Source organism: Pseudorhodobacter sp. (assembly GCF_034675685.1).
Taxonomy (GTDB): domain Bacteria; phylum Pseudomonadota; class Alphaproteobacteria; order Rhodobacterales; family Rhodobacteraceae; genus Pseudorhodobacter.
In genome coordinates this window covers 16,555-40,577 of record NZ_JAUCDA010000007.1, presented here as the reverse complement: position 1 = coordinate 40,577, position 24,023 = coordinate 16,555, and the positions used below count along the sequence as shown (strand labels likewise).

Here is a 24,023-nt window from a genome sequence, read left to right as displayed (position 1 = left end):
AGCCGGGCGGTTCACTTTGAGGTGAAATGGATCGTCCAAAAACCCTAAGGACAATGGCATCTTCATCGAAATGCCGGCTGGGTCCTACGGCGAAACATCCCCAAACGCTATGCAGCGATCAAACCCCGGGTCGCGATATGGAATCCGGTTCTCCGACCGAGCCATTCGGTGATGTGCGCAAGATCGTCGTCGGCTAGCGTATGATGTTGGAGCAATGAAAATTCATTGCGCGGAAGACCAAAAAGAGCCGAGCGCTGGGTCAGGATGCTGCGGTGAGCCATGTTTCTTTTGCTTTCTTTTTAAGGTTTGCTTATCTTTGATTAAGATGCTGAATAAGGAATAGGTTTCATGAATAAAAGCAGAGTGCCTTTCAGGGTATCCCAAACGTTCGTTTGTGAAACATGCTGATCGGCTACGCTCGCGTCTCAAAAGCAGACGGTAGCCAGTCGCTCGACCTGCAACGGGATGCCTTGATCGTGGCAAGCGTCGAAGAAGATCAGATTTACTCGGATCTGGCGTCCGGCAAGAAGGATGACCGATCCGGTCTGGAGGCCTGCCTCAAGGCCTTGCGGGATGGCGATGTTCTGGTTGTGTGGAAGCTCGACCGCTTGGGCCGCAGCCTGCACCACCTTGTCAAAACCGTCAGCTTGCTATCCGAGCGGGGCGTTGGTCTCAAGGTGCTCACCGGACAAGGCGCGCAGATCGATACAACAACTGCGGCGGGACGACTGTCGTTTGGCATATTTGCGGCTTTGGCCGAATTCGAAAGTGAGTTGATCCGCGAGCGCACAATGGCCGGCCTCCAAGCAGCCCGCGCCCGTGGTCAGAAAGGTGGCAGGAAATTTGCGCTGACAAAAGCGCAGGTCCGCATGGCGCAGGCCGCCATGGCCAATCGCGACACGTCTGTTAGCCATCTGTGCAAGGAGTTGGGGATCAAGCCCGTTACGCTCTATCGATATGTGGACCCAAACGGAAATCTGCGTGAATACGGAAGCCGCGTCCTCAAAACGCCTTAGGGTCCACCCCCCGCAGGGTCAGTTCTCAGTGACAATTAACAACCGAGGAACTCTGCATCGCCCTTTTGAGCGAAAAATTTACACGGTTTCAGCGGAGTTGACGATAGCTCTTTTTGCTATGTTGCGCGACGTCGGCGCCCTGCTGGACAGAAATGGAATGTCACGGTTTGGCGCATCTTGAGGCGATAAAGGTATAGTAGGGTATGTTAAGGTACCTTACTATACCATGGGCTACCATACTATAGACTACTATACCTTATGGCAGGGTATAGTAGCCTAGGAATGGAAACTCATTGCTTCCTTGAGGTAACTCTGTATAGGGTTGTTTAGCTTTGAAAGGATTCCGCCATGCCTGTTATATCTTTTGCGACATCAAAGGGCGGGGCGGGCAAGACAACATCCGCGATCGTGCTGGGAACCGAGCTCGCAGAAGCGACGGACGTCATCTTGATAGATGGTGATCCAGCCAAGCGGCTTACCCGCTGGTCAACGCTGGCCCCCCTTCCGGCGCGTCTCCAGGTAATCACCAGCAACGGAGAGCGCTCCATTCAAGATGAGATCGCTGCAGCGCAACAGAAAGCGACTTTCGTGTTGATCGACCTTGAAGGATCGGCAAGCCGTCTCACATCCTTCGCAATCGCAGAGTCAGATCTCGTGATCATACCTTCCGGCGAAGAGCAGCAAGACGCCGATGCAGCGATCGACACCCTCGCCGAGATAGAGATGGAGGGCAGGGCGCGGCGGCGCTCCATTCCGGCGGCCATTCTGTTTGCCAGAACCTCGGCTGCCGTAAAAAGCAAGCTGGAAAAACATATCCATGCCGAACTGGCCAAGGTTGGCCGTGTGATGCAGACGGAACTGCATCGCCGCACCGCGTTCTCTTCGCTGCACAACGCGGGCGGAGGCCTTCGACAACTGGACCCGGCGGATGTCAACGGAATAGAGAAAGCCCTTGTCAACGCACAAGCCTATGCATCGGAAATTATTGACTTGCTGGAGGAGGCCCGCGATGCCCAAACCGCTTAATGCAGATCGCCTGAAGCAATTCGAGAGCCAACCCGTCATCCGGGAAGTTGATCCTTCCCCCACCGAAAAGGCCGGAGGCCTTGCAGAACGCTGGCCAAGCCGCGAGCCGGTCCGGGACGGTCAGATCAGCATCAAGGCACCCCTTGATGTCATCGAGCGCTTCAAGCACCTCTGCAAGGATGACCGACGGACATATGCAGATATGCTCGGAATCTTAATGGATCGCTACGGGTCGAAAGAATGAGCACCCAACGCGAACAGCTGGATCTTTTTGTCGCGATTATCGGCGATATCCCTTTACGAGACGACAGGGAAATGATGTCGGCACCGATGGTGAGCCTGGCCAAACGAAGCCCCATGCGCCTGGACTGGGAGGGCCCATCGGGCCAGAAGGTGACCATCACCGCATCGGAGCAGACAGGCGGGATCGCCACTATCTATGATTTTGACATTTTGCTCTGGGCGATATCTCAGATCAATGCCGGCGTAGAGCGCGGCCAAAAACCAGCTGCGACAATCATGTTTCGACCCTACGACTTACTGAAGGCAGTAGGGCGCGCCACCGGCGGTAAAAACTACCAGCAGTTCAAGGCGGCAATAGCCCGCCTGCAGGGCACACGCATAGAGACGACAATTCGTCGTCGCGACAAAGAACGCATGGAGGTTTTCAATCTTCTGGCGGATTACACCCTTGATGAGGACGATCACGGCCGCCCGCTCGGTGCCCAAATGACGTTACCCCGATGGATTCACCGCGCAGTCGTCGAAGGCAGAGAGGTTCTCGCCATTTCACCGCTCTATTTCGATCTGACAAGTGGTTTAGACCGTTTTCTTTACCGTCTTGCGCGCCGTCATGCCGGCAACGGCCTGGATAACCCTGATGGCTGGGTGTTCACTTTCAAAGATCTCCACAAACGCACAGGGTCCCCAGCCCCCTTCGGGCAATTTTCACGAGATCTGCGGATGGCGATCAAAAGAAATGCCCTACCAACCTATACGATGACCGAGGAAAAGGGTGCCAATGGGCCCATGGTGCGGCTTGAATGGCGTCGCCTGCTACTATGACACGGTGTATCACACACTTTCGAGACACGGTGCATCACACACTTTTCAAACCTGCCTCTCAAGGAATCACGGTGCATCACACATCCGAATCACGGTGTTTCACACATTGAGACACGGTGCATCACACACAGGCCATTTCAGATAAACATTTGTTTTTCATGTAAAAAACGTTAGTTATGATTCGGTCTAACTTATTTAACAAACTATATAACTGTAATGACCCCAGTTCAGAAAAGCCGCAGACTTGTGGATAAGTCTGCATTAAGAAAATGCCCAAGGTCGCCCCAGGCCCGCGCAGGCATCGGCCGGTATCTGGCCTTCTACAACACCGGCACCCGACCCGCAGCACAGGGGTGATGCCGCTGATGACCCGCCAATCATCCACCCACCGCGCCCCCGGCTGGTTCCTGGGCAAAAGCAGCTCAATCACCACCCAAGCACAGTCTGAAAGCCAAAATCCTGCCCCCATGGCAAACCTCCCCTGAAGCGCCGGAGAGAGTGAATCCGTCAGATAAAGTAAATCAATAGGTTGGTTGGGTTTGGACCCTCGGCATTTATCCCTTGGCGCCTTGACCACGGGCATAAACGTCTTCGTAGCGTACGATATCGTCTTCACCGAGATACGTCCCCGTCTGCACTTCGATCAGAACCATTGGCACCCTACCGGGGTTTTCCATTCGGTGGACCGAACCAAGCGGTACATAAACAGATTGGTTTTCGGTCAGCAGTTTGACGGTGTCATCGACTGTCACCTTGGCTGTGCCTGCAACAACAATCCAGTGCTCAGCGCGATGATGGTGGCTCTGCAAACTCAGGCTCGCCCCCGGATGCACCACGATCCGTTTGACCTGAAAGCGATCCGCCAGCACCAGTGTTTCGAACCAGCCCCAAGGACGGTGGTCTTTCGGAAATTGTACCGCCTGCTTGGCACCCTTGGCCTTAAGCGCATCAACGGCCTTTTTCACATCCTGAGCACGGCTCATATCCGCCACAAGAACTGCATCGTTCATTGCGACCACGATGAGATTTTCAAGCCCTATGCCGACGACTTCAAGACCATCCATCTCTGAACGCAACAAGCTCTGACGACAATCGAGAGCGGTCGCGGCACCATATGTGACCACCCCCGTGGCATCAGGCTCTGATGCTTTCCAGACAGCATCCCAACCGCCGAGATCGGACCAAGCATCCCCAAAGGGAACCACAGAAAGATTGGTTGATTTTTCCATCACGGCATAGTCAAGCGAGATATCAGGAGCCCTGCCCCAAGCCTCTGCGTCCAGGCGCAGAAACCCGAGGTCTACCTTCGCGTTATCCAGAGCGCTGCGCACTGGTTCCAGAACGTCCGGTGCATTCTTTTCAAACGCCGCGACCATATCCGCCGCGCGGAATAGGAAAATTCCTGCATTCCAGAGGAAATTACCGGCCTCCAGCATCGCATTTGCCCCGATCAGATCAGGCTTTTCAACGAAGCGGCTCAGGGCAATCGGCGCGCCATCCGATGTCGGGGCCGATGAAAGTTCCAGATAGCCATACCCTGTTTCGGCGTGGGTCGGCGTAATGCCGAAGGTGACAATCTGTCCCTCGGAAAGGGCAGTCAGCCCCCGCAACACGGTAGCGCGAAAGGCTTCCGCATCAAGGATGTCGTGATCCGAGGGGGTCACAAGAAGAATGCCATCTGGGTCCTGCGCAAGCACATGCAATGCAGCGGCCAAAACCGCCGGAGCGGTGTTTCGACCTTCAGGTTCGATGATAATTGCACTAGGGTCTATGCCGACATTAAAAAGCTGCTCGGTTACAATGAAGCGAAAATCGCTGTTGGTTAACACGATCGGTGCCGCGAACATTGGCGCGCCCACCCGACGAGCGGACGCCTGAAACAAAGTATCATCGCCGATGAGCGGTACAAATTGCTTGGGATAGCTTTTACGCGACAGTGGCCACAGCCGAGTTCCGGAACCGCCGCAAAGTATCGTTGGATAGATCATTTTCGCCCAGTATCTCATCAATGCTTCAATAGGATACATTAACACGAAGCTGAGGCGTATGCGCTACAATTTGGCGGCCAAAAAAAGAACTCATACCCGAAAGGGTCTGGCCTGGCGCATCTCGAACAGGCTGGAGGCCGACTTCTGCATCGAAGCGCTGAGCGAGGCGGTCCAAAAGTTCGGCCCACCCGAAATCATGAATACCGATCAGGGCCCCCAGTTCCCGTCCTTTGCCTGGACCGACCGGCTGCGGCGGTCAGGCGTGCATATCTCGATGGATGGCAAGGGGCGATTTCTGGACACCATCTTTGTCGAGCGGCTATGGCGATCCCTGAAATACGAATGCGTCTATCTGCACGCCTTTGAAACCGGATCAGAGGCTAGGAATGGTGTCAGGAAAGGGATCGACTTTTACAACCGCAAGCGCCCCCATACTGCCCTTGGCGGAAAGCCACCCGCCGTGCTCTATTGGCAGAGACGAGTGATCATGCAACCCGATCAACAGGAGCAGACAGTAGCTTAAACAGCGCCAGAAACTGTCCAAACATCGGGGGGGGGGGTAGCTTAATTATTGCGCAAAGGGATATATCTCGGCACCTCGGTGCAGCCGTTTCGAAGTCTAAAAATAGCATCCAAAGCCTTGACAACACCCTTCGTTACACCGCTGTTACTTTATTAAAAGCGAAATTGAATTTAATATGAAAAAATCTGAAGAAATGACTGCTGATAAGTACACCACACCTTGGTTCAAACCTGTAGTGACCTTAGATGACGCTGCGCTTGAAAAAGTGATGAAGGAACTCTGGGCGAAAGTCGGCACAACAAACGTTTCACCGGATTGTATCGTAGGGATTGCAACCGGCGGGCTTCTGTGTGCTGAAAAGCTGAAGCCGACTGTCGATATTCCTGTTTTATCCTGCGCGCTGCGTAGGCCGGGGACGAAGATTAAGAAGATAAGCGGGATTAAGCGCCTGTTGGGAATCATGCCTTATGGCATATCAAATTGGATGCGCCGCATTGAAGACCGACTTCTTGCCACGCGAGAAAATAAGCCATCTGGAACGAATCCTTCTGAAAGCAAGCAGTTAAGTTCTGATGTTGAAACCATCACGCGTTTTGTCACTGACAAGGGGCTGCGCCATGTTCTGGTGATAGATGATGCTGTCGACAGCGGTGTTACACTTGGCAGTGTTGTTGCAGCCCTGCGCGCAGCGCTTCCGCCCGAAACAACGCTGACAACAGCAGTGATTACGCAAACCCGGTCGTTAGTGGCCTTTGAACCGGATGTATCGTTGTACCGCAACACGCTGTGCCGCTTTCCATGGTCTTTCGATTTCCGAGGCAATTAACATGGCCAGCGCAACGGAAAGTTCTAAGAGCGTCGTGGTATTCTGCGACCTGGACGGAACACTTGTTCTCGATAACTCCTTTCATATCTTTCTTGCTTCGGCTTGGGCCCATGCCGGCGCGCGACAGCGCATTGCGCTTGCCGTCAGACTGGGAACAAGAGTGCTTGGCCAGCTGTCCGGGGGGCATGCCGGCATGAAGAGGCGCGCTTTGCAATGGTTTGCCGCGCAACCGGAGGCTTGGTGCAATGCAGTGGTTGCAGCCACGCTCGTGCGGTTGCAAACCACGGTTTCAACGCCAATTCACGCAGCGCTTCGGGGCTATGCCGACGGCGGGGCTGCTATCGTTCTTGCAACAGCTGCACCAGATGTCTACGCCCGCGCTTTTGCTAAAAAGATGGGAGCGGTTGATTGCATTGCGACCCGCTCTACGGTTGATGCAGGATGGTGCGAACTTCTGGCTGAGCGTAAGGTTGAGGCCTGTCAGGCATGGCTGGCCGGGCATGACGGCACGCCGCGTATCGTGGTGATGACCGACCATATGGATGACCTGCCGTTGGTGCGGCTGGCTGATGAGGTTTTTATTCAGGCCTCACCTGCCGGATTTGCCGCCATTCGCGGCAAACTCGATCCGACGCGCCCAATTTTGCAACATATCGACCCGTTGGCTGCCGAAGCTGACGGCGGCTATTGGCTTTGGATTGATGATAGGCCAAGTGGGCCACTTGATGCTTGGGAGGTGAAGACCATCCTGAGCAAGCATCGCTATGCCCAGATTTATTGTGGGGCAGGGGGGTGGCGCCCGATAGGGCCGGGGCAGGCACTGCAACCTGCCGTGCTGCGCCGGAACTGTCCGCGTCCGCCAGGGTCACGCCGCCGACTAACGATACATTTGCACAGACGCATTAAACGAGATTGGTTTGGGGTATTCCATTGAGCAGCACACGTATAACTGTCGTAGCAGAATATCATGATGCACCGGCCGAAGGGATCAACGTTGTCTCAAAGACACTGATTGATGATCTGCGGGCTGCGGGCCGCGAGGTTCGCGTGGTGCCGCCTGCCTCTTTGCTGCGGCGGTTGCCGAGCCTGCTGTTTGACCGTGCGGGGCTGACTGTGTTCACACATGGGCCGGGCGTGCGTACTGTTCTGGTCAGCCGGATTTTGCGCCTGCTATCGTCAACGCACATCGTCTGGATTGCCACGCGTCCCGATATTTCCAAGTGTCCCGGTTGGCTTAAGGGCTGGCGCACAGCCCATACCCTTATCTGCAATCGCGCGCGCAAAGATCTTGCCGCAGTTGCACAGGGTGCCGAAGTAATTGAGCAGCCGATAGGCATCGCCCCCGAGCGATTGGTCAGCAGCGGTGAGCGTCGCTGGCCTGAGCTGCGGGCGCGTGGGGTGCCGATTGCGGTTCATGTCGGTCACCTCAGGCGCACGCGCGGGCTTGACCGGCTGATAGAGGTAAAGGCCCGCTTGGGTGACCAGATCGAAATCGTCGTTGTGGCCAGCCCCTACTTTGAGCCAGAGCTGGAGATTACTCAGAAACTGAAAGCTGCAGGCGTGCATATTGACCGTGGCTTCATCGCCGCCATTGCCGATGTCTATCTTTCGGCCGATCTTTACCTATTCCCGCCACCGCCGCATTCCGAAGGGGCGATTGAACTACCGCTGAGTGTGCTTGAGGCGGTGGCCTGCGGGTTGCCTGTGGTGTCTACCGCTTTCGGTGCCCTGCCTCGCGCATTGAATGGCGTGGCAGGGGTGCATTTTGTGGATGGGTCGCTTTTTGCCGATACAGCCGAGAAAATTATCGTGGCAGGGCTGGTTGACCGGCCTCAAGGCCTGCCACCAAGCCTGAATGCCCACCGACTTGCCGAACGGGTACTTGCGATTACGAGGGCCACATGAAACAGCAAATGATCTGTATTATCGGAACCGATGGCAGCGGTAAAACCACTTTGGCCGACTCTGTCGTGGCAGAACTTGGCGCGCAGGGAACCACGGCGCAGCAGGTCTGGCTGGGTGCCGAAAGCTATCTGATGGCGCCTGTGCGCAGTTTGCTAAAGCTGTTCTGGTCGCGCAAGCGCGGCAAACGCGACGCGAACGCGCCCAAGCCGGGTTCAGGATCTCAGCGTGTGGATTATGCCGCCGAGATTGCCCGTAAGAATGCTTTGGCAAAAAAATACGCCTGGGCCGTGCGAATTTATCTTGCTCTCGTCTGGTCTGACTATCGGCTACAACTGGCGATCAAGCGCTGGAAGGCCCGCAAGGCCCAAGTGATTGTTGCGGACCGCTATCTATTCGATGTTGCGGTGAACATCGGGCTTACGCTGGGCTGGAGCCCGGATGAAGTCGTGCGCTTTGCCCGCAGCAGGCTTGCCAAACTGGCCCTGCCGCAGGTGCGGGTGTTCCTGCGCGTAGAGCCAGAGGTGTCGCTACAACGCAAGGACGACATCCTTGATATCGACTATCTTCGGCTGCGTTTCAGCTATTACGAGGCGATTGCGCAGGCTTTTGGTTTCACGCAACGGGATGGGACACAACCTATTGTGACCAATCGTGACTGGCTGCTGGATGAATTCAAAGCCGAGGAGCAACGGCCTTTCGTGCTGTATGTTCATGCCAACAACACTGATATTGGTGGTGCGGATAAGGTGTTGGTGCTGATGGCCGAGCATATGCGCGACTTTGGCCGTCCGGATGGCGGCTGTAAGGTCGCGGTAGCCCTGCGCCTGCAGACGGATATTGTCGACAGCTATACGCGCGCAGGCATTCCGGTTATCCACCATCCGTTTATCAGACCGCAGGTTAGCAAGGGCCTTGGCGGGCTGATCCGTTTTGCGCTGACTGCACCGGCAAGTCTTTGGTTTTTCTGGCGGCTGATCGGGCGCGCACGCCCTGATATTGTTCACGTCAACGATCTTTATGACTTCGTGCCTGCTTTGGCGGCCCGACTGCGTGGCGTGCCGGTGGTCTGGCATATTCGCATGATCGTTGCCCGAAAGAAGATGCGCGTCGGTTTTGCATGGCTGGTGACACGTCTTGCGCCGGTTTCGATTTCGGTTTCGAAAGCCGTGCGTGACCACTATTTCCCTGTGCCTCAAGCGACCCATAAGGCGCTGGTAATTCACGATCTCGGCAATGCCGAGCTGATTGCCGACGACCGTGATCCGAGCATCTGCGCGGCGCGCCCCGACGGCCTGCCTGAGGGGGGTAAGCTGGTATTGATGGTTGGCCGGATTGAGCCTTGGAAGGGGCAAGATGTTTTTGTCGAGGCGGTTCGTTCTCTGCCCGAAGCCACCCGAAAAAGCGCCGTTTTTGCCCTTGTCGGCGGCGGGGTAGAGGCAAAGGAAGACTACTTTGAAAGCGTGCGCAAAGCGGCTGCTGAAGCGGGCATACTGATGCTTGGCGCGCGCAATGATGTGCCCGCCCTTCTTCGCTCTGCCGATATTTCTGTGCATGCTTCTGTCTCGCCCGACCCGTTCCCCGGTGTGGTGATCGAAAGCCTTCTGGCCGGTGCCGCAACGATTGCGGCCCGCGCGGGTGGCGCGACTGAGATGATTGTCGATGGTGAAAGCGGCCGTCTCACAGCCCCCGGTGACTCTGCCGCCCTTGCAGCCGCCCTTGCAGATTTGCTGGACGCACCCGTACCGCCCCGTGCAAGGCTTGGTGGTGCGGCACGGGCGCGTGCGCTAGAACTCGTAGATTCGCGAATTGTTGATTCTGCCTTGCAGATGGTCTATCGCGACATGGCCAATAGGCCAAACGCCATTTAAGAACGAAAGAGATTTAGAAATGACAACCAAATCAGAGAAATCTCGGCTTATTTTCCAGACGATTGGCTGGCCGATCGGCACAGGCACCGTAACGCCCAAGCCCGAAGATCTTGAAGAGATTACCGAGTTTGCCTTTAAAAGCCGCGTCGGTCTGTTGTTCTTGGATGAATGCGTCAACCGCGGCGTGGCGCTTGGGCCGAAGGCGCTTGATCTGCACGCATCCTTGATGAACCGTCGGCGCGAAACGGACCGAGTTGTGGCAAAACTCGCCCGTAAACTGGATGAGGTCGCCAAGGGCGAGTGGGTGCTGTTCAAATCGATCAAGCCCTTCGCTTCGACCCCGAACGACACTGATTGGTTTCCGTTTGATGCCAAGCGGCACCAAGGGTTGGTTGACCATCTTTGCGCCCCAGATGGCGGCTTCAAATGGATGGAAACTGCGCCGCGCCAGACAACGCTGATCGAAGACGCTGGCGAGGGCGTTACCGATACCACCAAAAAGGGCGGTATCTATTACATCGACTGCTATGTCGCACCATCCACTGACTATTTCATCTATCTCGATCCGCGCCGGATGCGTGACTATGTTGAAATTCAGGATGTTGCGGGCTACCCGATCCCGATCCTTCAGCCGCATGCTGAAATGACGGCAATGATGTTCCACAACATTTTCCCCGAGAAAAGCTTTACCATCGAATCCTACTATCTGGTCAAACGCTACCTTGACCTGATGGAAGAGCGTGGCACACTTGATGCCTTTGTCGACGTTTGCCGTGACCAGAAGGTAGAATATGCCTGCGCTGCCAATCTTGTTATGACGCGTGAAATCGACAAGGCTCAGTTCGGCCACAAGGATGAGCGGATCACCCGTATCCTTGAAAAGCTTGGATTTGCAGACCTGACCATCAAGGGTTTTAACCCTGCGGGCGCCTTTCCCTATGAGCTTCCCGCAAAGGTATTCTGGTGGGCGTTCATTTCCAAACAGCGTGACCGTACCTCGTTCCTGTCAACATTGAAGCAGTTTGCCCATATGCTGAACCCGATTTTCTTTGCAGATGTGGTCCGTATTGTATGGCGCCGCACTGTCAAAGGCGGAGTGTATGAACAGAACTGAGCCATGCTGGGGCCAGATTTTTAATGGCGAGGGGCGCAGGTGAGCATCCTACGCACGTCTCTGGCGTTAACAGTTCTGGCCTTGCTGTCTCGTTTGTTCGGGCTTGGCCGTGACCTAGCCATCACTTGGGCCTTTGGTGCAAACGCTGAAACTGACAGTTTCTATATTGCCGCCTCGGTCGCGAACGCCGCCTATGTGGTTATTGCGGCATCGCTGACCAGTGCGACAATACCGTTTCTTTCAAAACATGCCGACGCGACTGGCCAAATAGACAGCCGAACCTTCAGCAACCTGTTCAATCTAGTGTTTGTCGGTTTGGCGGTGATGGCTGGGATAGGCATGGCAAATGCCGATACAATCGCAGGCTTTCTAGCCTCTGGCGGTGACCAAGAGACTATCGCACTTACGGCTGACTATATGTTTATCCTGCTACCCACCATCACGCTGTTGGGGGTAGCAGGGATGTTTTCGGGACTGCTCAACTACAACAATGTTTTTTTGCCGGTTGCTTTTGCTCCGCTGGTGCTAAACCTCTCGGTGGTGATCGGCGTCATGGCCTTTGCAGGCACCCTGGGCATCAGCGCCGCTGTCTTCGCAACATTTGTCGGGGCAGTCCTGTTTCTTGCGATCCAGTTGCCCACTTTCTACGGTGTCGCCCACAAACACCACTGGCGGCTTTCTCTGCGCGATCCCGCCGCCCGCCATTTTCTGGGCACGGCTTTGCCGGTGGTCGCAGTCGCGCTGATTGCCTATGCCTATGCTTTTGTGGATATCTCGGTCGGGGTGAAAATCGGGGCTGGCACGGTGACCGCAGTCAACGTGGCGTCCAAGCTCATCCAGCTACCGCAGGGCATCATCGCCATGGGGCTGACCACTGCCCTCTACCCAACGATCAGCCGGATGCTGCAATCTGGTCAAACGGCTGAGGCCGCCATTCTGACAACTAGGCTGGCAATCCTGATCACCCTTCTGGCGGTGGCGGCAAGTGCGCTTATGCTGGCGCAGGCAGACCTGATCGTCGCAATCGTCTTTGGGCGTGGGACATTCTCGCAAGAGGCTGTTGTTCAAACAACACGCGTGCTCGTTGTGCTAATCCTGTCGTTGCCGGCCTTCACGCTCAATGTGACCCTCTTGCGCGTGCTTTACGCCTCTCGTGATTGGATAACCCCGCTTGTCGCGGTGATGATCGCTTTCGTCGTGAAATTGGGCCTTGCCTTTGGGCTCCATGCTTGGGTCGGGATAGATGCAATCGCGATATCGACTGTCGTAGCGACGTATCTTAACACCATTCTGATGATGGTTTCGATCAACCGCCGGATTGACCGCCCCTTCGGCACAGTATTTCTGGCCAGCTTTATGCGCATATTTGTGGTTGGTGCGCTTACCACCGGCATACTTTTTGGCCTGCGTCGTGAGCTTTCCAGCTGGATCTCTGTTGCCGGGAATACAAGTCAAATCCTGACCTTTGTGGTGGTGAGCGGCTGCGGCATTATCCTTATACTGGGTTTGGGATGGGTCGGGCTGCGCAAGGAACTGGGTTATTTGTGGTCCATGAGGCGCTAGGCTTGTGTCGCAAAGTGCTCTTGTCACGGTTACGTTCCGGTCTCTCAGCTCATTCATGCGGCCTTTCGTTCGAATGCCAAGGGGCTTTCCCCGCCGCGCGATGAGTGCCGCCGGCGTGGATCATAGAAGATCAAACCACCTTAGGCGTAGGATTCTGCATTCTGCGGCATCAGACCCCTGGAAAGGCCAACGCCCAAATTCGATGAAAGTTGCGGGCGCGTTAAGCCGCTGGACGTCGCCATCCGCACTGCATCACGCTGAAACTCGTCTGTGTAGCTTTTTGCCATTCCATATCTCCTGCACAGCAAACATTGCTCGAAAGAGACCGAAACTAAAACGGGACAAGACCACCACAGCGCCTTGGGCCACCATCCACCGGCACCAAACAGCCTGATGCCCATGGACCGGCCATGTATTAACATTTAAACTGGGTCACTCCAGATGCAGAAGGAATGGTAATTGGGACTCAGATTTAAACTCTCAACATTATTCTCTATCATGGCATGGCTGATCTTGGCTGTGCAAACGATATTCCTTTTTGGAAGCGCCCCAGAACTGACGGTTGATTATCTCTCGATAGCCCTTTCAGGCCTCATCTGCATTTTTATTTTCGTAATGCCATCCCAAAATAAGGATATCTTGGGCCCCCCTCGCGTAATGGCCGGACTTATCTTCCTGTTTTACCCTTTTTATTCATTAGTTTACCTTGAGTTTCCCGAGCTTGGAAAATGGTATTTTGAATATTTTTCGGCCTCTGAGTTTTCTCGAAAGCTCGCAATAACCAATTACATGACAGTCCTTGCCTTGGTTTTGTTCCAGCTCGGGTATTCGGCTGGAACCATTCGTGAAACTGCATCGAGCTACAAGCCGCTGACCCACAGCAATACTCCAACGCAATTTGGTATCGGCCTCATGGTCCTTGCGGTTGCGATCGGTTTTGGGGGAATGTTTGCCTATGCGGAGAGCATCGGCGGGATTAAACAAGTCGTGCAAGAGATGTCGTCGATTGCCGCGCGCCGCATATGGCGCGAGTCCTCGAAGTCCGCTTTATTACTTCGGCATGTTACTGTTGACCGCCCCGCCGATGCTGGCAACTCTGATGATATATCATAGGAAGGGTGCCACAAAAACTTTGGGGGCCGTCCTGATTATGGTACTAAGCTCCGCCTTGCTAATGTTCACGCAGGCTTCTCGTGAAAAGGCGATCCTGCCGCTGATCTTGTTCGTTCTTTCGCTCATGATCTTGTCTCGGAATGAAAATATGCAGCGGCTGCGCAATCTGCGCAAAATGCTGATCTTGATGATCGGCGGACTTCTGGTTACTGCCTTCACGGTACAGGCGACATTCCGGGTGGGGGAGGGCAAAACCCTAGATCTGCTGCACTTTATGAGTGACTTTAACCGGATCGACGTGTCGATCGTGATGTTTACTGATTATTTCCAAGGTGGCTCGGGCACAGAATTACTTTTTGGCGCGCCATTTCTCGGGTACCCCAGCAAGATATTTGGCAAGCTGTTCGGTATCGAGACGATACCGAACGCTTCGGAGGTTCTTCAGAACTTTATCTTTTCGGGGAACATCGACGCCGGAAATCCGGGGGCCCCTATGGTGGGCGAGCTTTATTTAAGCTTTAGTCTCTTTGCCTATTTGGCATTCCCGCTCTTCGGCTATTTATTCGGTCAGGCCTATATTCGTCTGGTGCGCTCTGAATATGAATTCTGGCGCGTGCAGTTTTACAGCGTTTGGCTGTACTTCTTCATGTTCAAGTTTCTCATCTATACGGGACCTTCGGAAAGTGAGTTGGTCTTTGCCATGGTGTTGATACCGCTTGCGATGTGGAAGCTGCTGTTGCGGGTGCGCACTTAAGCAGTGTGCGCTGCAAACTCAACGCCGTTGAGCCATACGCCTATCTGACGCAAACTCTCCAAGCCACCGTCAATGGGCATAAACAAAGCCAAACCGACGACCTGCTGCCATGGAATTATACCACCAAGGTGTGATCGTGGCACCGCTTACGCAAAAACCCCACGGTTCAGAACAAAATAAAAGGCATGCACGTTGTGCAGAGCGAACGACTTCTGCCCAGGCAACCCGCCCCTGCAAGAGCGCTGCCTGCTGTATCAGAGTCTTTTCGCGTTGAGCCATGCGGTGAGGTTGGCAATTTCCCCCGGGTTGAGTGTGCGGTTGATGGCAACACAGCCATAAAGCCGCGCCGGTGCCGGAATGGCAAAGGCTCCCGAAAGCGACAGGCCGGTCTGGATCGTCACGCCCGTATTATTGGCCGATGCCACGGTATAGGTGCCTGAGGGCAGTGTGGCCATCAACGCGCCATCCGGCTGATCGTTCAGCAGGGCAAAGCGGTTGGACTGGTCTGGTTCGGTTATGTCCGCTCCAAACTGTCTTGTCGCCTGATAGGCCGTCTCCACCGAACCGAACTCCACTTGGATGCGGCGTATGCGCAGCGTGTAATCAAAGGCTTCGCCATCATCGCAGCGCAGGTACACACCCTTGTTATGAAGCATAGCGGTATTCGCAGGCGCGATGGATGGCGCCGTGCTGTAGCGGGTCATGGTTGTTGTCGGCGCGGGGATGGCATCATCGCCCCCAGAAAGATATATGTTAGCTGCGTCCCGCCAATGAGAGTAAAGCCGCACCACGGGGGTATTTGGCCCCAGGTCTGCTATAACCTGCAAGTCCGCAGAGATTACGCGCGAACTTCCGGGAGTAGCGGCCACAGGCAATGCGTCAATTATGTTGATAAATCGGATGCTCCCAGTGGTATTGGCACCGTGAACCCTAACGTCGATCCACTCTCCTACGCTGTCCGTACCAACGGCGGCAATACTGATGAGTGGATTGCCGGCACCGCCCGTCCCACCGACGCGCACACCCTCTGAAGATACTGTCCATGTTATGACAGGCCCCGCCGAAAATCCCGCAAACCGGCTGTTGCGAAAAAGGTTGCGCGCCCCACCTCGCGGCGCCCGTGCATAGAGAGGGCGCAGATCTGCAATTGTTTGCACCGCATGAAGGCCGTTACCGCTGCGATCAGACAACCGCCCGACCGGTTGACCAAAAGCTGTCACTGCCACCGTACCGGCGGCGTCTTGCGACAGCGTTGTGATATCGCTTGGATCAAGCCAAAACCCTTTATCCCCCGCCCTGAACAGGCTACGCGGTGTACCAATGGCCCCCAGACAAAGAGGTGAGGTGATCCCGGTTCCGATGCTGATTATCATGTCAGCACCAAGGCATGGGTTCGGGTGGCGGTGGTTTCGGTGACATTCACGCGGCCGCTGGTAACAGGGGGGGACGTGTGACCGACAACCTCGGCGCTGCGGAACTGGAATGGATGGGTCATGTCTGTTCTCCTGATCTGGGTCGCGCCCGGTTGGTGACGGGGGAGGGCGCAGTGCCGGAAGATGCTATGAAATGGCTAACAAGTGTTAATGCCAGCGCGCGGTACCGGGCGGCCACGCTGCCGCAAAGGAAAGTGCGGCCATTTGCGGGCCGTTCTCCTGGCTGTTGCGGTCCTTGGTAGACAGTTCCCTGCGCCCTTTGCTATAGCCAAGGGGATCATGCCGTTTTCAGAGGTACGTTTTGCAGCTAGATGATACATCGTTGGACGGAGTAAAATTGATCTCGCCTCGGCGCTTTGAGGATAACCGGGGCTTTTTTTCCGAGAGTTACAGCCGCAAATCCCTTGCCGCACAGGGCATTGATATAGAATTTGTGCAAGACAACCACTCCCTCTCACGCGAGGCGGGGACCATTCGCGGCCTGCATTTTCAGGCCGCCCCCCATGCACAAGACAAGCTGGTGCGCTGTGGTCGGGGTGCGCTGTTTGATGTGGCCGTTGATATTCGCAAGGGCAGCCCGACCTATGGCAAATGGGTCGGGCATGAGCTGAGCTTTGAAAATGGCCGGCAAATGCTGGTGCCCGCCGGTTTTGCCCATGGGTTTGTGACGCTTCTGCCCGATACCGAGATCATCTATAAATGCTCGGACTACTATGCGCAGGAAACCGAAGGCGCATTGCTCTGGAATGACCCTGATATCGGAATTGACTGGCCCCTGCACGGCGACCCTGTTCTAAGCGAAAAAGACGCCGGGGCCCCGCCTCTGCAGGGCTTTGACAGCCCGTTTTTCTGGAAGGGTCCATCCCTCTTGAAAGGTCAGCCATGAAAATCCTTGTCACTGGCGGGGCCGGTTTTATTGGGTCGGCCGTTATACGGTTGGCGGTTTCACGCGGCCATCAGGTGGTCAATCTTGATGCATTGACCTATGCGGCCTGCCTTGAAAACGTGGCTGCGGTGGCGCAAGATCCGGGCTATGCTTTTGAACATGCCGATATCCGGGATCGGGCGGCGCTGGACCGGATTTTTGCGGGGCACCGGCCCGATGCCGTGATGCATCTTGCTGCGGAATCGCATGTGGACCGCTCGATCGACGGCCCTGGTGATTTTGTCGAAACCAACATCACCGGCACCTATAACATGCTTGAGGCCGCCCGCAGCTTTTGGGTGTCCCAAGGCCGCCCTGCCGGGTTCCGGTTTCATCACATCTCAACCGATGAGGTTTTTGGCTCTTTGCCGGATGACCCCACGGTGAAATTTACCGAAACCACACCCTATGATCCGCGCAGCCCTTATTCGGCTTCCAAGGCGGCTTCGGACCATTTGGTCCGGGCCTGGCATGAAACCTATGGTTTGCCGGTTGTGTTGACCAACTGCTCCAACAATTACGGCCCGTATCATTTTCCTGAAAAGCTGGTTCCTGTGATTATCCTGAATGCCTTGGCAGGCAAGCCCCTGCCGATTTATGGCAACGGGTTGAATATCCGCGACTGGCTTTATGTCGAAGACCATGCCGACGCCCTGCTTTTGGTGCTGAAACAAGGCCGTGTGGGGCGGTCGTATAATATCGGGGGCGAGAATGAGCGGAGCAATATTGACTTGGTCAAGACGCTTTGCACGATCCTGGATGATCTGCGGCCAAGGGTCGGGGGCAGCTATGCCCAGCAGATCACCTTTGTCGCCGATCGCCCCGGCCATGATGCCCGCTATGCGATAGAGCCGGCCCGTATTCGCGACGAACTGGGGTGGCGCCCCTCTGTGACGATTGAAGAGGGGCTGCGCAAGACTGTGCAATGGTATCTGGCCAATGAAGACTGGTGGCAGCCCCTGCTGAACCGGCAGGGCGTTGGACACCGTTTGGGGGCAGGGGGCTAAGCTTTCAGTGGCGAAGGGCGACGGGACGCGCCCGACTGGGGGCAAAAGCGGCTCGGCACAGCGTGAAGGGGATAGGATGATTCTTGTTTTTGGCAGAACCGGTCAGGTAGCAACCGAGTTGCAGCAGCAGGCACATGTCACCGCCCTGGGTCGAGATCTGGCAGATCTGACCGATCCTGCGGCCTGTGCCGCCGCCATCCGCGCCCATGCCCCCGGCGTGGTCATCAATGCGGCGGCCTATACGGCGGTAGACCGCGCCGAAAGCGAAGAGGCCCTTGCCACAACCATCAATGCCGATGCCCCGGGCGCCATGGCCCGGGCCTGCGCTGTGGCTGGCATTCCCTTTGTGCATCTCTCAACGGATTACGTCTTTGACGGCAGCGGCACTCGGCCCTGGTCTGCCACAGATCCGGTGGCCCCACAGAATGCTTACGGGCGGTCCAAGCTGAAAGGCGAAGAGGCGATCCGTGCCGCGGGCGGCACCTATGCAATTTTGCGCACGTCCTGGGTCTTCTCGGCGCATGGCAATAATTTTGTCAAAACCATGCTGCGGCTTGGCAAGACCCACGCCACCCTGTCTGTGGTCGAGGATCAGATCGGGGGGCCGACCCCGGCCGCAGCGATTGCGGCCGCCTGCCTGACCATTGCCGCGCAATTGCGTCAGGACCCGTCGAAGTCGGGAACCTATCATTTTTCCGGGGCGCCGGATGTCAGCTGGAAAGCTTTCGCATGCGAAACATTCGCGCTTGCCGGGTGCGGGGTGACTGTAAAAGGCATTTCGACGGCAGAATACCCCACAGCAGCCAGCCGCCCGCTGAATTCCCGTCTGGAATGCGCGGATCTGCACAGGGTGTTTGGCATTTCCCGCCCCGACTGGCGGGCCGCAACGGCAGATATCGTAAAGGCCCTGAAGGGGCCTTCATTCAATGAAAAGGATCTGTTTTGATGACTGACCGCAAAGGTATCATTCTTGCCGGAGGATCGGGGACGCGACTTTATCCCATCACCATCGGTGTGTCCAAGCAGTTGCTGCCAGTTTACGACAAGCCGATGATTTATTACCCGCTCAGCGTGCTGATGCTGGCCGGAATTCGTGAGATCGCAATGATCACCACGCCCTATGATCAAGAGCAGTTTATCCGCACCCTGGGGGACGGCAGCCAATGGGGCATTTCACTGACCTATATCACCCAGCCCAGCCCGGATGGATTGGCGCAGGCCTATTTGCTGGCCGAGGATTTCCTGCAGGGCGCAGCTTCGGCGATGGTGTTGGGTGACAACATCTTTTTCGGCCATGGGCTGCCCGATATGCTGCACGAGGCTGATGCGGAAAATACGGGCGCTACGGTCTTTGGCTATCACGTTGCAGACCCAGAGCGCTACGGGGTGGTTGCCTTCGAGGAGGATGGCACCGTCAGCGCGATTGTTGAAAAGCCCAGGGTTCCCCCCTCGCAATATGCTGTGACCGGCCTTTATTTCCTCGATGGTACGGCACCGGACCGGGCCCGCCAGGTTCAGCCCTCTGCGCGTGGAGAGCTGGAGATCACCTCGCTTTTGGAAAGCTATCTGCGCGATGGCGCGCTTTCGGTCAAACGTATGGGGCGCGGCTTTGCCTGGCTTGACACCGGGACCCATGGCTCTTTGCTGGATGCGGGCAATTTCGTGCGCACGCTGACACAGCGCCAGGGGCAGCAGGTCGGCAGCCCCGACGAAATTGCCTTTTTGCAGGGCTGGATCAATGAGGCGGCCTTGCTTGACCGCGCACAGCGCTTTGCAAAGAATGACTATGGGACCTATCTGGAGGCGCTGATAAAAAGTCAGGTCTGACTTTTGCCGGCCCGTTCTTTGAAAACTTTCCAAAAGAGCCTTTTTTCCGCCACTAAGTCTTAAGCGTGTGTTAGCGGCGCTGCCCCAACCCTTGCTGTGGGTGATGTTAGGGTGGCGTGGAATGGCACAGATGAATTTGGTCCGTCAGGTCCGAGTTCCCGGTGGCGGGGACCCGTTTCTTGTTGGCGTGACGGATATCGAACTTGTGGCCGGTCCGGCAGGGTTGGTTCTGTATACAGGCACCCAGAGCGGCGGTGCGGGGATTGCCTCTTATACGCTGGAGGCCGGTCTGGCAGAGCGTTTGGGGTTTTCGTCTTTTGCGGCATTGGGCGGTGTTGGCCAAACCAGTATGCTTTCGGTTTTGAACCTGCAGGGCGCGCCGCTTTTGCTGGCCTCAGGGATTGGTGGCGGGGCGGGATTGTGGAGCTACACCCTGGCACAGAACGGGGCCGTGGCGTTGCATGGCTTTACCCTGCCGGGGCAGAGCATCCCTGTGACCTTCACCAATTCCAGAACATTCGAGATGGGCGGCAACCAGTTCATCTTTGGCACAGCCGCTGGCGGAACCAGTATCCTGAGCTGGCAGGTCGGCCCCGGACTGACGCTTTCAGGCGCGCAAAGCCTGACATTGGGCCTGACCTCCGGGCCGCAGGGCATTTTGGCGACGGCCATTCTGCCGGGCCCGCTGGCGCCGCTGATGCTTGTGATGACGGGCGGAGAGGATATTCTTTCGGCCTATAGGGTCAGCGAGACAAGGGGGCTTGTGCTGACCGGCCAGCACAGCCAGTCCGATGGTCTGGGAATAGGAAACGCTTCAGCCCTTCGCACGGCAACCGCCGATGGGCAGGCCTATGCCATCGTTGCCGGGCGTGGCAGCAGCACATTGACGGTGTTCGAGATCAGCCCTGACGGCAGGCTGACGCCGAGGGATCATCTTCTTGATGCGCCCGACACGCGCTTTGGTCATGTCACGCATCTTGAGGTGGGCGTGCTGGGCGGGATCAGCTATGTTCTGGCGGCAGGGGATGAGGACGGGTTCAGCCTGTTTCAGCTTTTGCCAGGGGGGCGCCTGCTGCATCTTCACACCCTGGAAAGTACCATTGCGACCCCTTTGGCCGATATTTCCGCCCTGGCCCTGACGGCTGTGAACAACCGGCTGGCAATCGTTGTGGCTGGCAGCACGGTGCCGGGCTTTACCTGGCTTGAATTTTCGCCCCCCGCGCCGGGGCTTACCCTTCGCGGCGGGAGCAATGCGGCCACCCTGTCGGGGCAAGCCTTTGATGATATTCTGGTCGGCGGAAGCGGGGCAGAAAGCCTCTTTGGCGGGGCCGGCAATGATGTGCTGATGGATGGTGCGGGCAGCGATGTGCTGGACGGTGGGGCAGGGGCCGATGTTTTCATCTTTGCGGCCGACGGGCAAATTGACCGGATTATCGGGTTCGAGCCTGGCATAGACCGGTTGGACCTGTCCGGCTGGGCCTTCTTGCGAAATACCGGTCAGTTGACAATTACAGAGCTGAGCAATGGCGCCAGCATTTCCTTTGGCAATGAACAACTGATCATCACGACCCTTGATGGCATGCCGCTAAGCGCCGCGACGATCCGCGCCATGGATGTGCTGGACGGCGACAGGATGCTGGCATCCTGGCTGGCCATTCAGGAGATGGTGGAAGAAGAGCCGGTTATCGGCCCCATACTCGGCACGCTCTCGCATGATATTTTGATAGGGGGGGCGGGCAATGATACGATATTGGCGCAGGGGGGCGATGACTGGCTGGATGGTGGGGCAGGGGCCGACCTGATGAACGGCGGGCCGGGATCAGATGTGTTCATTGTCGACAATCTCGGTGACCGGGTGGTCGAAAGCCGCCGCTGGTCGGGGCATGACCTTGTCAGAAGCGAGGTCGATTTCTGGCTGCGAAGCGCGCATATCGAGGATTTGACCCTGACAGGAAGCGGCAATATCCGCGGCATCGGAAACGGGTTGGCCAATACCCTGATCGGCAATGACGGGAACAACATTCTGGATGGGGGCAAAAACAATGACACGATGCTGGGGGGGCTGGGGAATGATACCTATTATGTGCGTGCCCCGCATGACACCGTCATAGAAAAACCCGGCGAGGGCTATGATACGGTACGGGCGTTTCGTTCCTTTCAGATCCCTGAAAACATTGAGGTCATGTATTTGATGGGCACCGTCGCGATCAACGGCATCGGGAATGAGGCTGGAAATCTGATCATTGGCAACATGAAGAACAATGTTCTGATCGGCCGTGAGGGCAATGATACGTTGCGGGGGCAGGGGGGGGCCGATACATTTGTTTTTGACCGCAGCCCGGGCCCTGACAATATCGACCGAATTCTGGATTTTACACCTGCAGAGGATATTTTGTGGATCAAGGGCAGTCTTTTTGGGCTGTCGGGGGGCACCCCTGTTGCCCCGATTTATCATCGGGGCCTGTCAGCCGCCGATGCCAATGACAAACTTATCTATGATCAGGCATCGGGCAGGCTTTGGCTTGACCCTGACGGCAGCGGACCCGCCGCGCAGATGCTGGCCTTTGTGTTGGACGGCAGCCCGCTTGTTCTGGCAGATGATATCTGGATTTTCTGATCTGGCGGTTTGCCGGGCTTTGCAAACCTTGCCCAAAGAGCACAGATCGGGTTCGAAAAACACAAATCCAGAGATTTACCTGTTGTTGATGCAGGGGCGCAGATAAAAGAATAATCGCAGTAAATCGGTTTTTTGGGGCGGCAATTTATGCAGCGTTTTTCCGCATTGGCCGCGATGTGCCTGCTTTCCAGCCAAAAATAGAGAAAAGTAGAGCAGCGGACAACTAGCCTGACACAGGGGGCAGCCTGCTGGCGGGGTGTTCCGTGCCACGGGGGGCAGCACTTTCGTCAGAAATCCTGAAAGAGCAGGGTCAGCCCGATGCCGGCTATCAGGTTGTCGCTGTCTCACGCAGCAATGCGCAGAGAATAGCGACCTGGCCCGTAACCGGCTGGAACGGGGCATACAACTGGATTCTGAACGCGCGCGGGCCTTCCAGCCCAATCATACGCTCTGGCGATCAGATCAGCCTTTCGATCTGGGACAGCCAGGAAAACTCTCTTTTGACCACGCCCTCAGCCAAAGAGGCGCGGCTGCTTGATCTTGTTGTCTCTGCCGGGGGCAATGTTTTCATCCCTTATGTGGGCGATGTGCAGATCCGCAATCTGACCCCGGAAGAGGCCCGTGAGAAAGTTCAGACCGCGCTGGAGCCAATCATTTCCTCGGCGCAGGTGCAGCTTTCGGTCTCGCCGGGGCAGCAGAATTCGGTTGATCTGGTTGGCGGCGTCGCCAAGCCGGGAAGCTACCCGCTTCCGGGGCGCAACTATACGATCCTCAGCCTGCTGTCACAGGGTGGTGGCATTCAGGAAAGCCTGCGAAACCCGGTTGTCCGCCTTATCCGCGATGGTCGCAATTATGAGGTGCGGGCCGACAAGCTGTTGGCCGAGCCGAAGCTGGACACCACCCTGCGTGGGAATGACAAGGTTGTGGTTGATGCTGACCGGCGGTATTTCACCGCCCTCGGTGCCACCGGCAATGAAGAGCTGGTCTATTTTGACCGCGAAAGAATTTCGGCTATGGAGGCGCTGGCAATGATCGGCGGCCTGTCAGATGCCCGCGCCGATTTGAACTCTGTGCTGGTGCTGCGCGATTATCCGGTGGCGGCCTTGCGCCAGGATGGCACTGGCCCGCAGCACCGTCAGGTCATTTTTACCTTTGACCTGACCAGGGCAGAGGGGCTGTTTGCCGCGCGCCAATTTGGCATCAACCCGATGGATACCGTATTTGCCACCGAAGCTTCGGTGACCAAGGCCCGCGCTGTAATGGGCATGATTGGCTCTCTTGTTGGTGTCAGCAATGCGGCGTCCTCCGTCGGAAATTAAAACTTTAGGGATTATGAAGTGGCCGGACATGATGTTTGGCCATAAATAAAAACCTGACAGAGATATGCTTTCTGTCACTACGGCCTGTCGCCATCAGTGCAGATACCCGGCGCGACGGCAAAGACGGGACGTAG

The 24,023-nt window shown here is 56.3% G+C and carries 22 protein-coding genes and 1 pseudogene; 20 read left to right on the top strand and 3 right to left on the bottom strand.

Annotated elements, in window-relative coordinates; translation table 11 throughout:
- Positions 1-401 precede the first annotated feature (401 nt).
- The 4 genes from VDP61_RS07075 to VDP61_RS07060 all read left to right on the top strand — a co-directional run bounded on the left by VDP61_RS07075 (position 402) and on the right by VDP61_RS07060 (position 3,107).
- On the top strand, positions 402-1,016 hold the full coding sequence (locus tag VDP61_RS07075) for a recombinase family protein (protein ID WP_323006244.1): 615 nt from the start codon (positions 402-404) through the stop codon (positions 1,014-1,016).
- A 348-nt stretch (positions 1,017-1,364) separates the two neighbouring features.
- Positions 1,365-2,042, top strand: coding sequence for a ParA family protein (locus VDP61_RS07070; RefSeq protein ID WP_323006243.1), 678 nt, complete (start codon positions 1,365-1,367; stop codon positions 2,040-2,042).
- On the top strand, positions 2,026-2,286 hold the full coding sequence (locus VDP61_RS07065; RefSeq protein ID WP_323006242.1) for a hypothetical protein: 261 nt from the start codon (positions 2,026-2,028) through the stop codon (positions 2,284-2,286). The genes VDP61_RS07070 and VDP61_RS07065 overlap by 17 nt, the downstream gene beginning before the upstream one ends.
- Positions 2,283-3,107 carry a replication initiator protein A gene (locus tag VDP61_RS07060; protein ID WP_323006241.1) on the top strand — a complete coding sequence of 275 codons (825 nt, stop codon included), beginning with the start codon at positions 2,283-2,285 and terminating at the stop codon, positions 3,105-3,107. Before VDP61_RS07065 ends, VDP61_RS07060 begins: the two co-directional genes overlap by 4 nt.
- Before the next feature lie 554 nt (positions 3,108-3,661).
- Here the strand turns inward: VDP61_RS07060 and VDP61_RS07055 are convergent.
- Positions 3,662-5,095, bottom strand: coding sequence for a mannose-1-phosphate guanylyltransferase/mannose-6-phosphate isomerase (locus VDP61_RS07055; RefSeq protein ID WP_323006240.1), 1,434 nt, complete (start codon positions 5,093-5,095; stop codon positions 3,662-3,664).
- A gap of 70 nt (positions 5,096-5,165) precedes the next feature.
- Here VDP61_RS07055 and VDP61_RS07050 point away from each other — a divergent pair.
- The 10 genes and pseudogenes from VDP61_RS07050 to VDP61_RS07005 all read left to right on the top strand — a co-directional run.
- Positions 5,166-5,564: pseudogene (locus tag VDP61_RS07050) on the top strand (transposase); the annotation flags it as partial.
- 229 nt (positions 5,565-5,793) lie between these two features.
- The gene (locus tag VDP61_RS07045) at positions 5,794-6,444 is read left to right on the top strand and encodes a phosphoribosyltransferase (RefSeq protein ID WP_323006239.1); all 651 of its coding nucleotides are present in this window, start codon (positions 5,794-5,796) and stop codon (positions 6,442-6,444) included.
- Positions 6,380-7,378, top strand: coding sequence for a haloacid dehalogenase-like hydrolase (locus tag VDP61_RS07040; protein ID WP_323006238.1), 999 nt, complete (start codon positions 6,380-6,382; stop codon positions 7,376-7,378). The genes VDP61_RS07045 and VDP61_RS07040 overlap by 65 nt, the downstream gene beginning before the upstream one ends.
- Positions 7,375-8,349, top strand: a complete 975-nt coding sequence (locus VDP61_RS07035) for a glycosyltransferase (RefSeq protein ID WP_323006237.1) — start codon at positions 7,375-7,377, stop codon at positions 8,347-8,349. Before VDP61_RS07040 ends, VDP61_RS07035 begins: the two co-directional genes overlap by 4 nt.
- On the top strand, positions 8,346-10,217 hold the full coding sequence (locus tag VDP61_RS07030; RefSeq protein WP_323006236.1) for a glycosyltransferase: 1,872 nt from the start codon (positions 8,346-8,348) through the stop codon (positions 10,215-10,217). Before VDP61_RS07035 ends, VDP61_RS07030 begins: the two co-directional genes overlap by 4 nt.
- 19 nt (positions 10,218-10,236) lie before the next feature.
- Complete coding sequence (locus tag VDP61_RS07025) at positions 10,237-11,331, top strand: hypothetical protein (RefSeq protein WP_323006235.1); 1,095 nt, start codon at positions 10,237-10,239, stop codon at positions 11,329-11,331.
- Positions 11,332-11,370: 39 nt separating this feature from the next.
- On the top strand, positions 11,371-12,894 hold the full coding sequence (gene murJ / locus VDP61_RS07020; RefSeq protein ID WP_323006234.1) for a murein biosynthesis integral membrane protein MurJ: 1,524 nt from the start codon (positions 11,371-11,373) through the stop codon (positions 12,892-12,894).
- Positions 12,895-13,353: 459 nt separating this feature from the next.
- Positions 13,354-14,007, top strand: a complete 654-nt coding sequence (locus VDP61_RS07015) for a hypothetical protein (RefSeq protein ID WP_323006233.1) — start codon at positions 13,354-13,356, stop codon at positions 14,005-14,007.
- Between the two features lie 37 nt (positions 14,008-14,044).
- Entirely contained in the window at positions 14,045-14,761 is a 717-nt protein-coding gene (locus VDP61_RS07010) for a hypothetical protein (RefSeq protein WP_323006232.1), read from the top strand.
- Positions 14,731-14,895: a transposase domain-containing protein gene (locus VDP61_RS07005; protein WP_416236499.1), complete on the top strand. Its 165-nt coding sequence runs from the start codon at positions 14,731-14,733 to the stop codon at positions 14,893-14,895. The genes VDP61_RS07010 and VDP61_RS07005 overlap by 31 nt, the downstream gene beginning before the upstream one ends.
- 120 nt (positions 14,896-15,015) lie before the next feature.
- Here VDP61_RS07005 and VDP61_RS07000 read toward each other — a convergent pair whose 3' ends face one another.
- Both VDP61_RS07000 and VDP61_RS06995 read right to left on the bottom strand, forming a co-directional pair.
- Positions 15,016-15,465, bottom strand: coding sequence for a hypothetical protein (locus VDP61_RS07000; protein WP_323006231.1), 450 nt, complete (start codon positions 15,463-15,465; stop codon positions 15,016-15,018).
- Between the two features lie 665 nt (positions 15,466-16,130).
- On the bottom strand, positions 16,131-16,256 hold the full coding sequence (locus tag VDP61_RS06995; RefSeq protein WP_323006230.1) for a hypothetical protein: 126 nt from the start codon (positions 16,254-16,256) through the stop codon (positions 16,131-16,133).
- A 239-nt stretch (positions 16,257-16,495) separates the two neighbouring features.
- Between VDP61_RS06995 and rfbC the strand changes: the two genes are divergently transcribed.
- The 6 genes from rfbC (at position 16,496) to VDP61_RS06965 (ending at position 23,889) form a co-directional block, all read left to right on the top strand.
- The gene (gene rfbC, locus VDP61_RS06990) at positions 16,496-17,080 is read left to right on the top strand and encodes a dTDP-4-dehydrorhamnose 3,5-epimerase (protein ID WP_323006229.1); all 585 of its coding nucleotides are present in this window, start codon (positions 16,496-16,498) and stop codon (positions 17,078-17,080) included.
- A complete protein-coding gene (gene rfbB, locus VDP61_RS06985) occupies positions 17,077-18,126 on the top strand; it encodes a dTDP-glucose 4,6-dehydratase (protein ID WP_323006228.1) in 1,050 nt (349 codons plus the stop codon). Before rfbC ends, rfbB begins: the two co-directional genes overlap by 4 nt.
- Before the next feature lie 76 nt (positions 18,127-18,202).
- On the top strand, positions 18,203-19,072 hold the full coding sequence (gene rfbD, locus VDP61_RS06980) for a dTDP-4-dehydrorhamnose reductase (protein WP_323006227.1): 870 nt from the start codon (positions 18,203-18,205) through the stop codon (positions 19,070-19,072).
- On the top strand, positions 19,072-19,953 hold the full coding sequence (rfbA, locus tag VDP61_RS06975; RefSeq protein ID WP_323006226.1) for a glucose-1-phosphate thymidylyltransferase RfbA: 882 nt from the start codon (positions 19,072-19,074) through the stop codon (positions 19,951-19,953). Before rfbD ends, rfbA begins: the two co-directional genes overlap by 1 nt.
- Before the next feature lie 121 nt (positions 19,954-20,074).
- Entirely contained in the window at positions 20,075-22,570 is a 2,496-nt protein-coding gene (locus tag VDP61_RS06970) for a calcium-binding protein (RefSeq protein WP_323006225.1), read from the top strand.
- A gap of 263 nt (positions 22,571-22,833) precedes the next feature.
- On the top strand, positions 22,834-23,889 hold the full coding sequence (locus VDP61_RS06965) for a polysaccharide biosynthesis/export family protein (RefSeq protein ID WP_323006224.1): 1,056 nt from the start codon (positions 22,834-22,836) through the stop codon (positions 23,887-23,889).
- Positions 23,890-24,023: the final 134 nt, after the last annotated feature.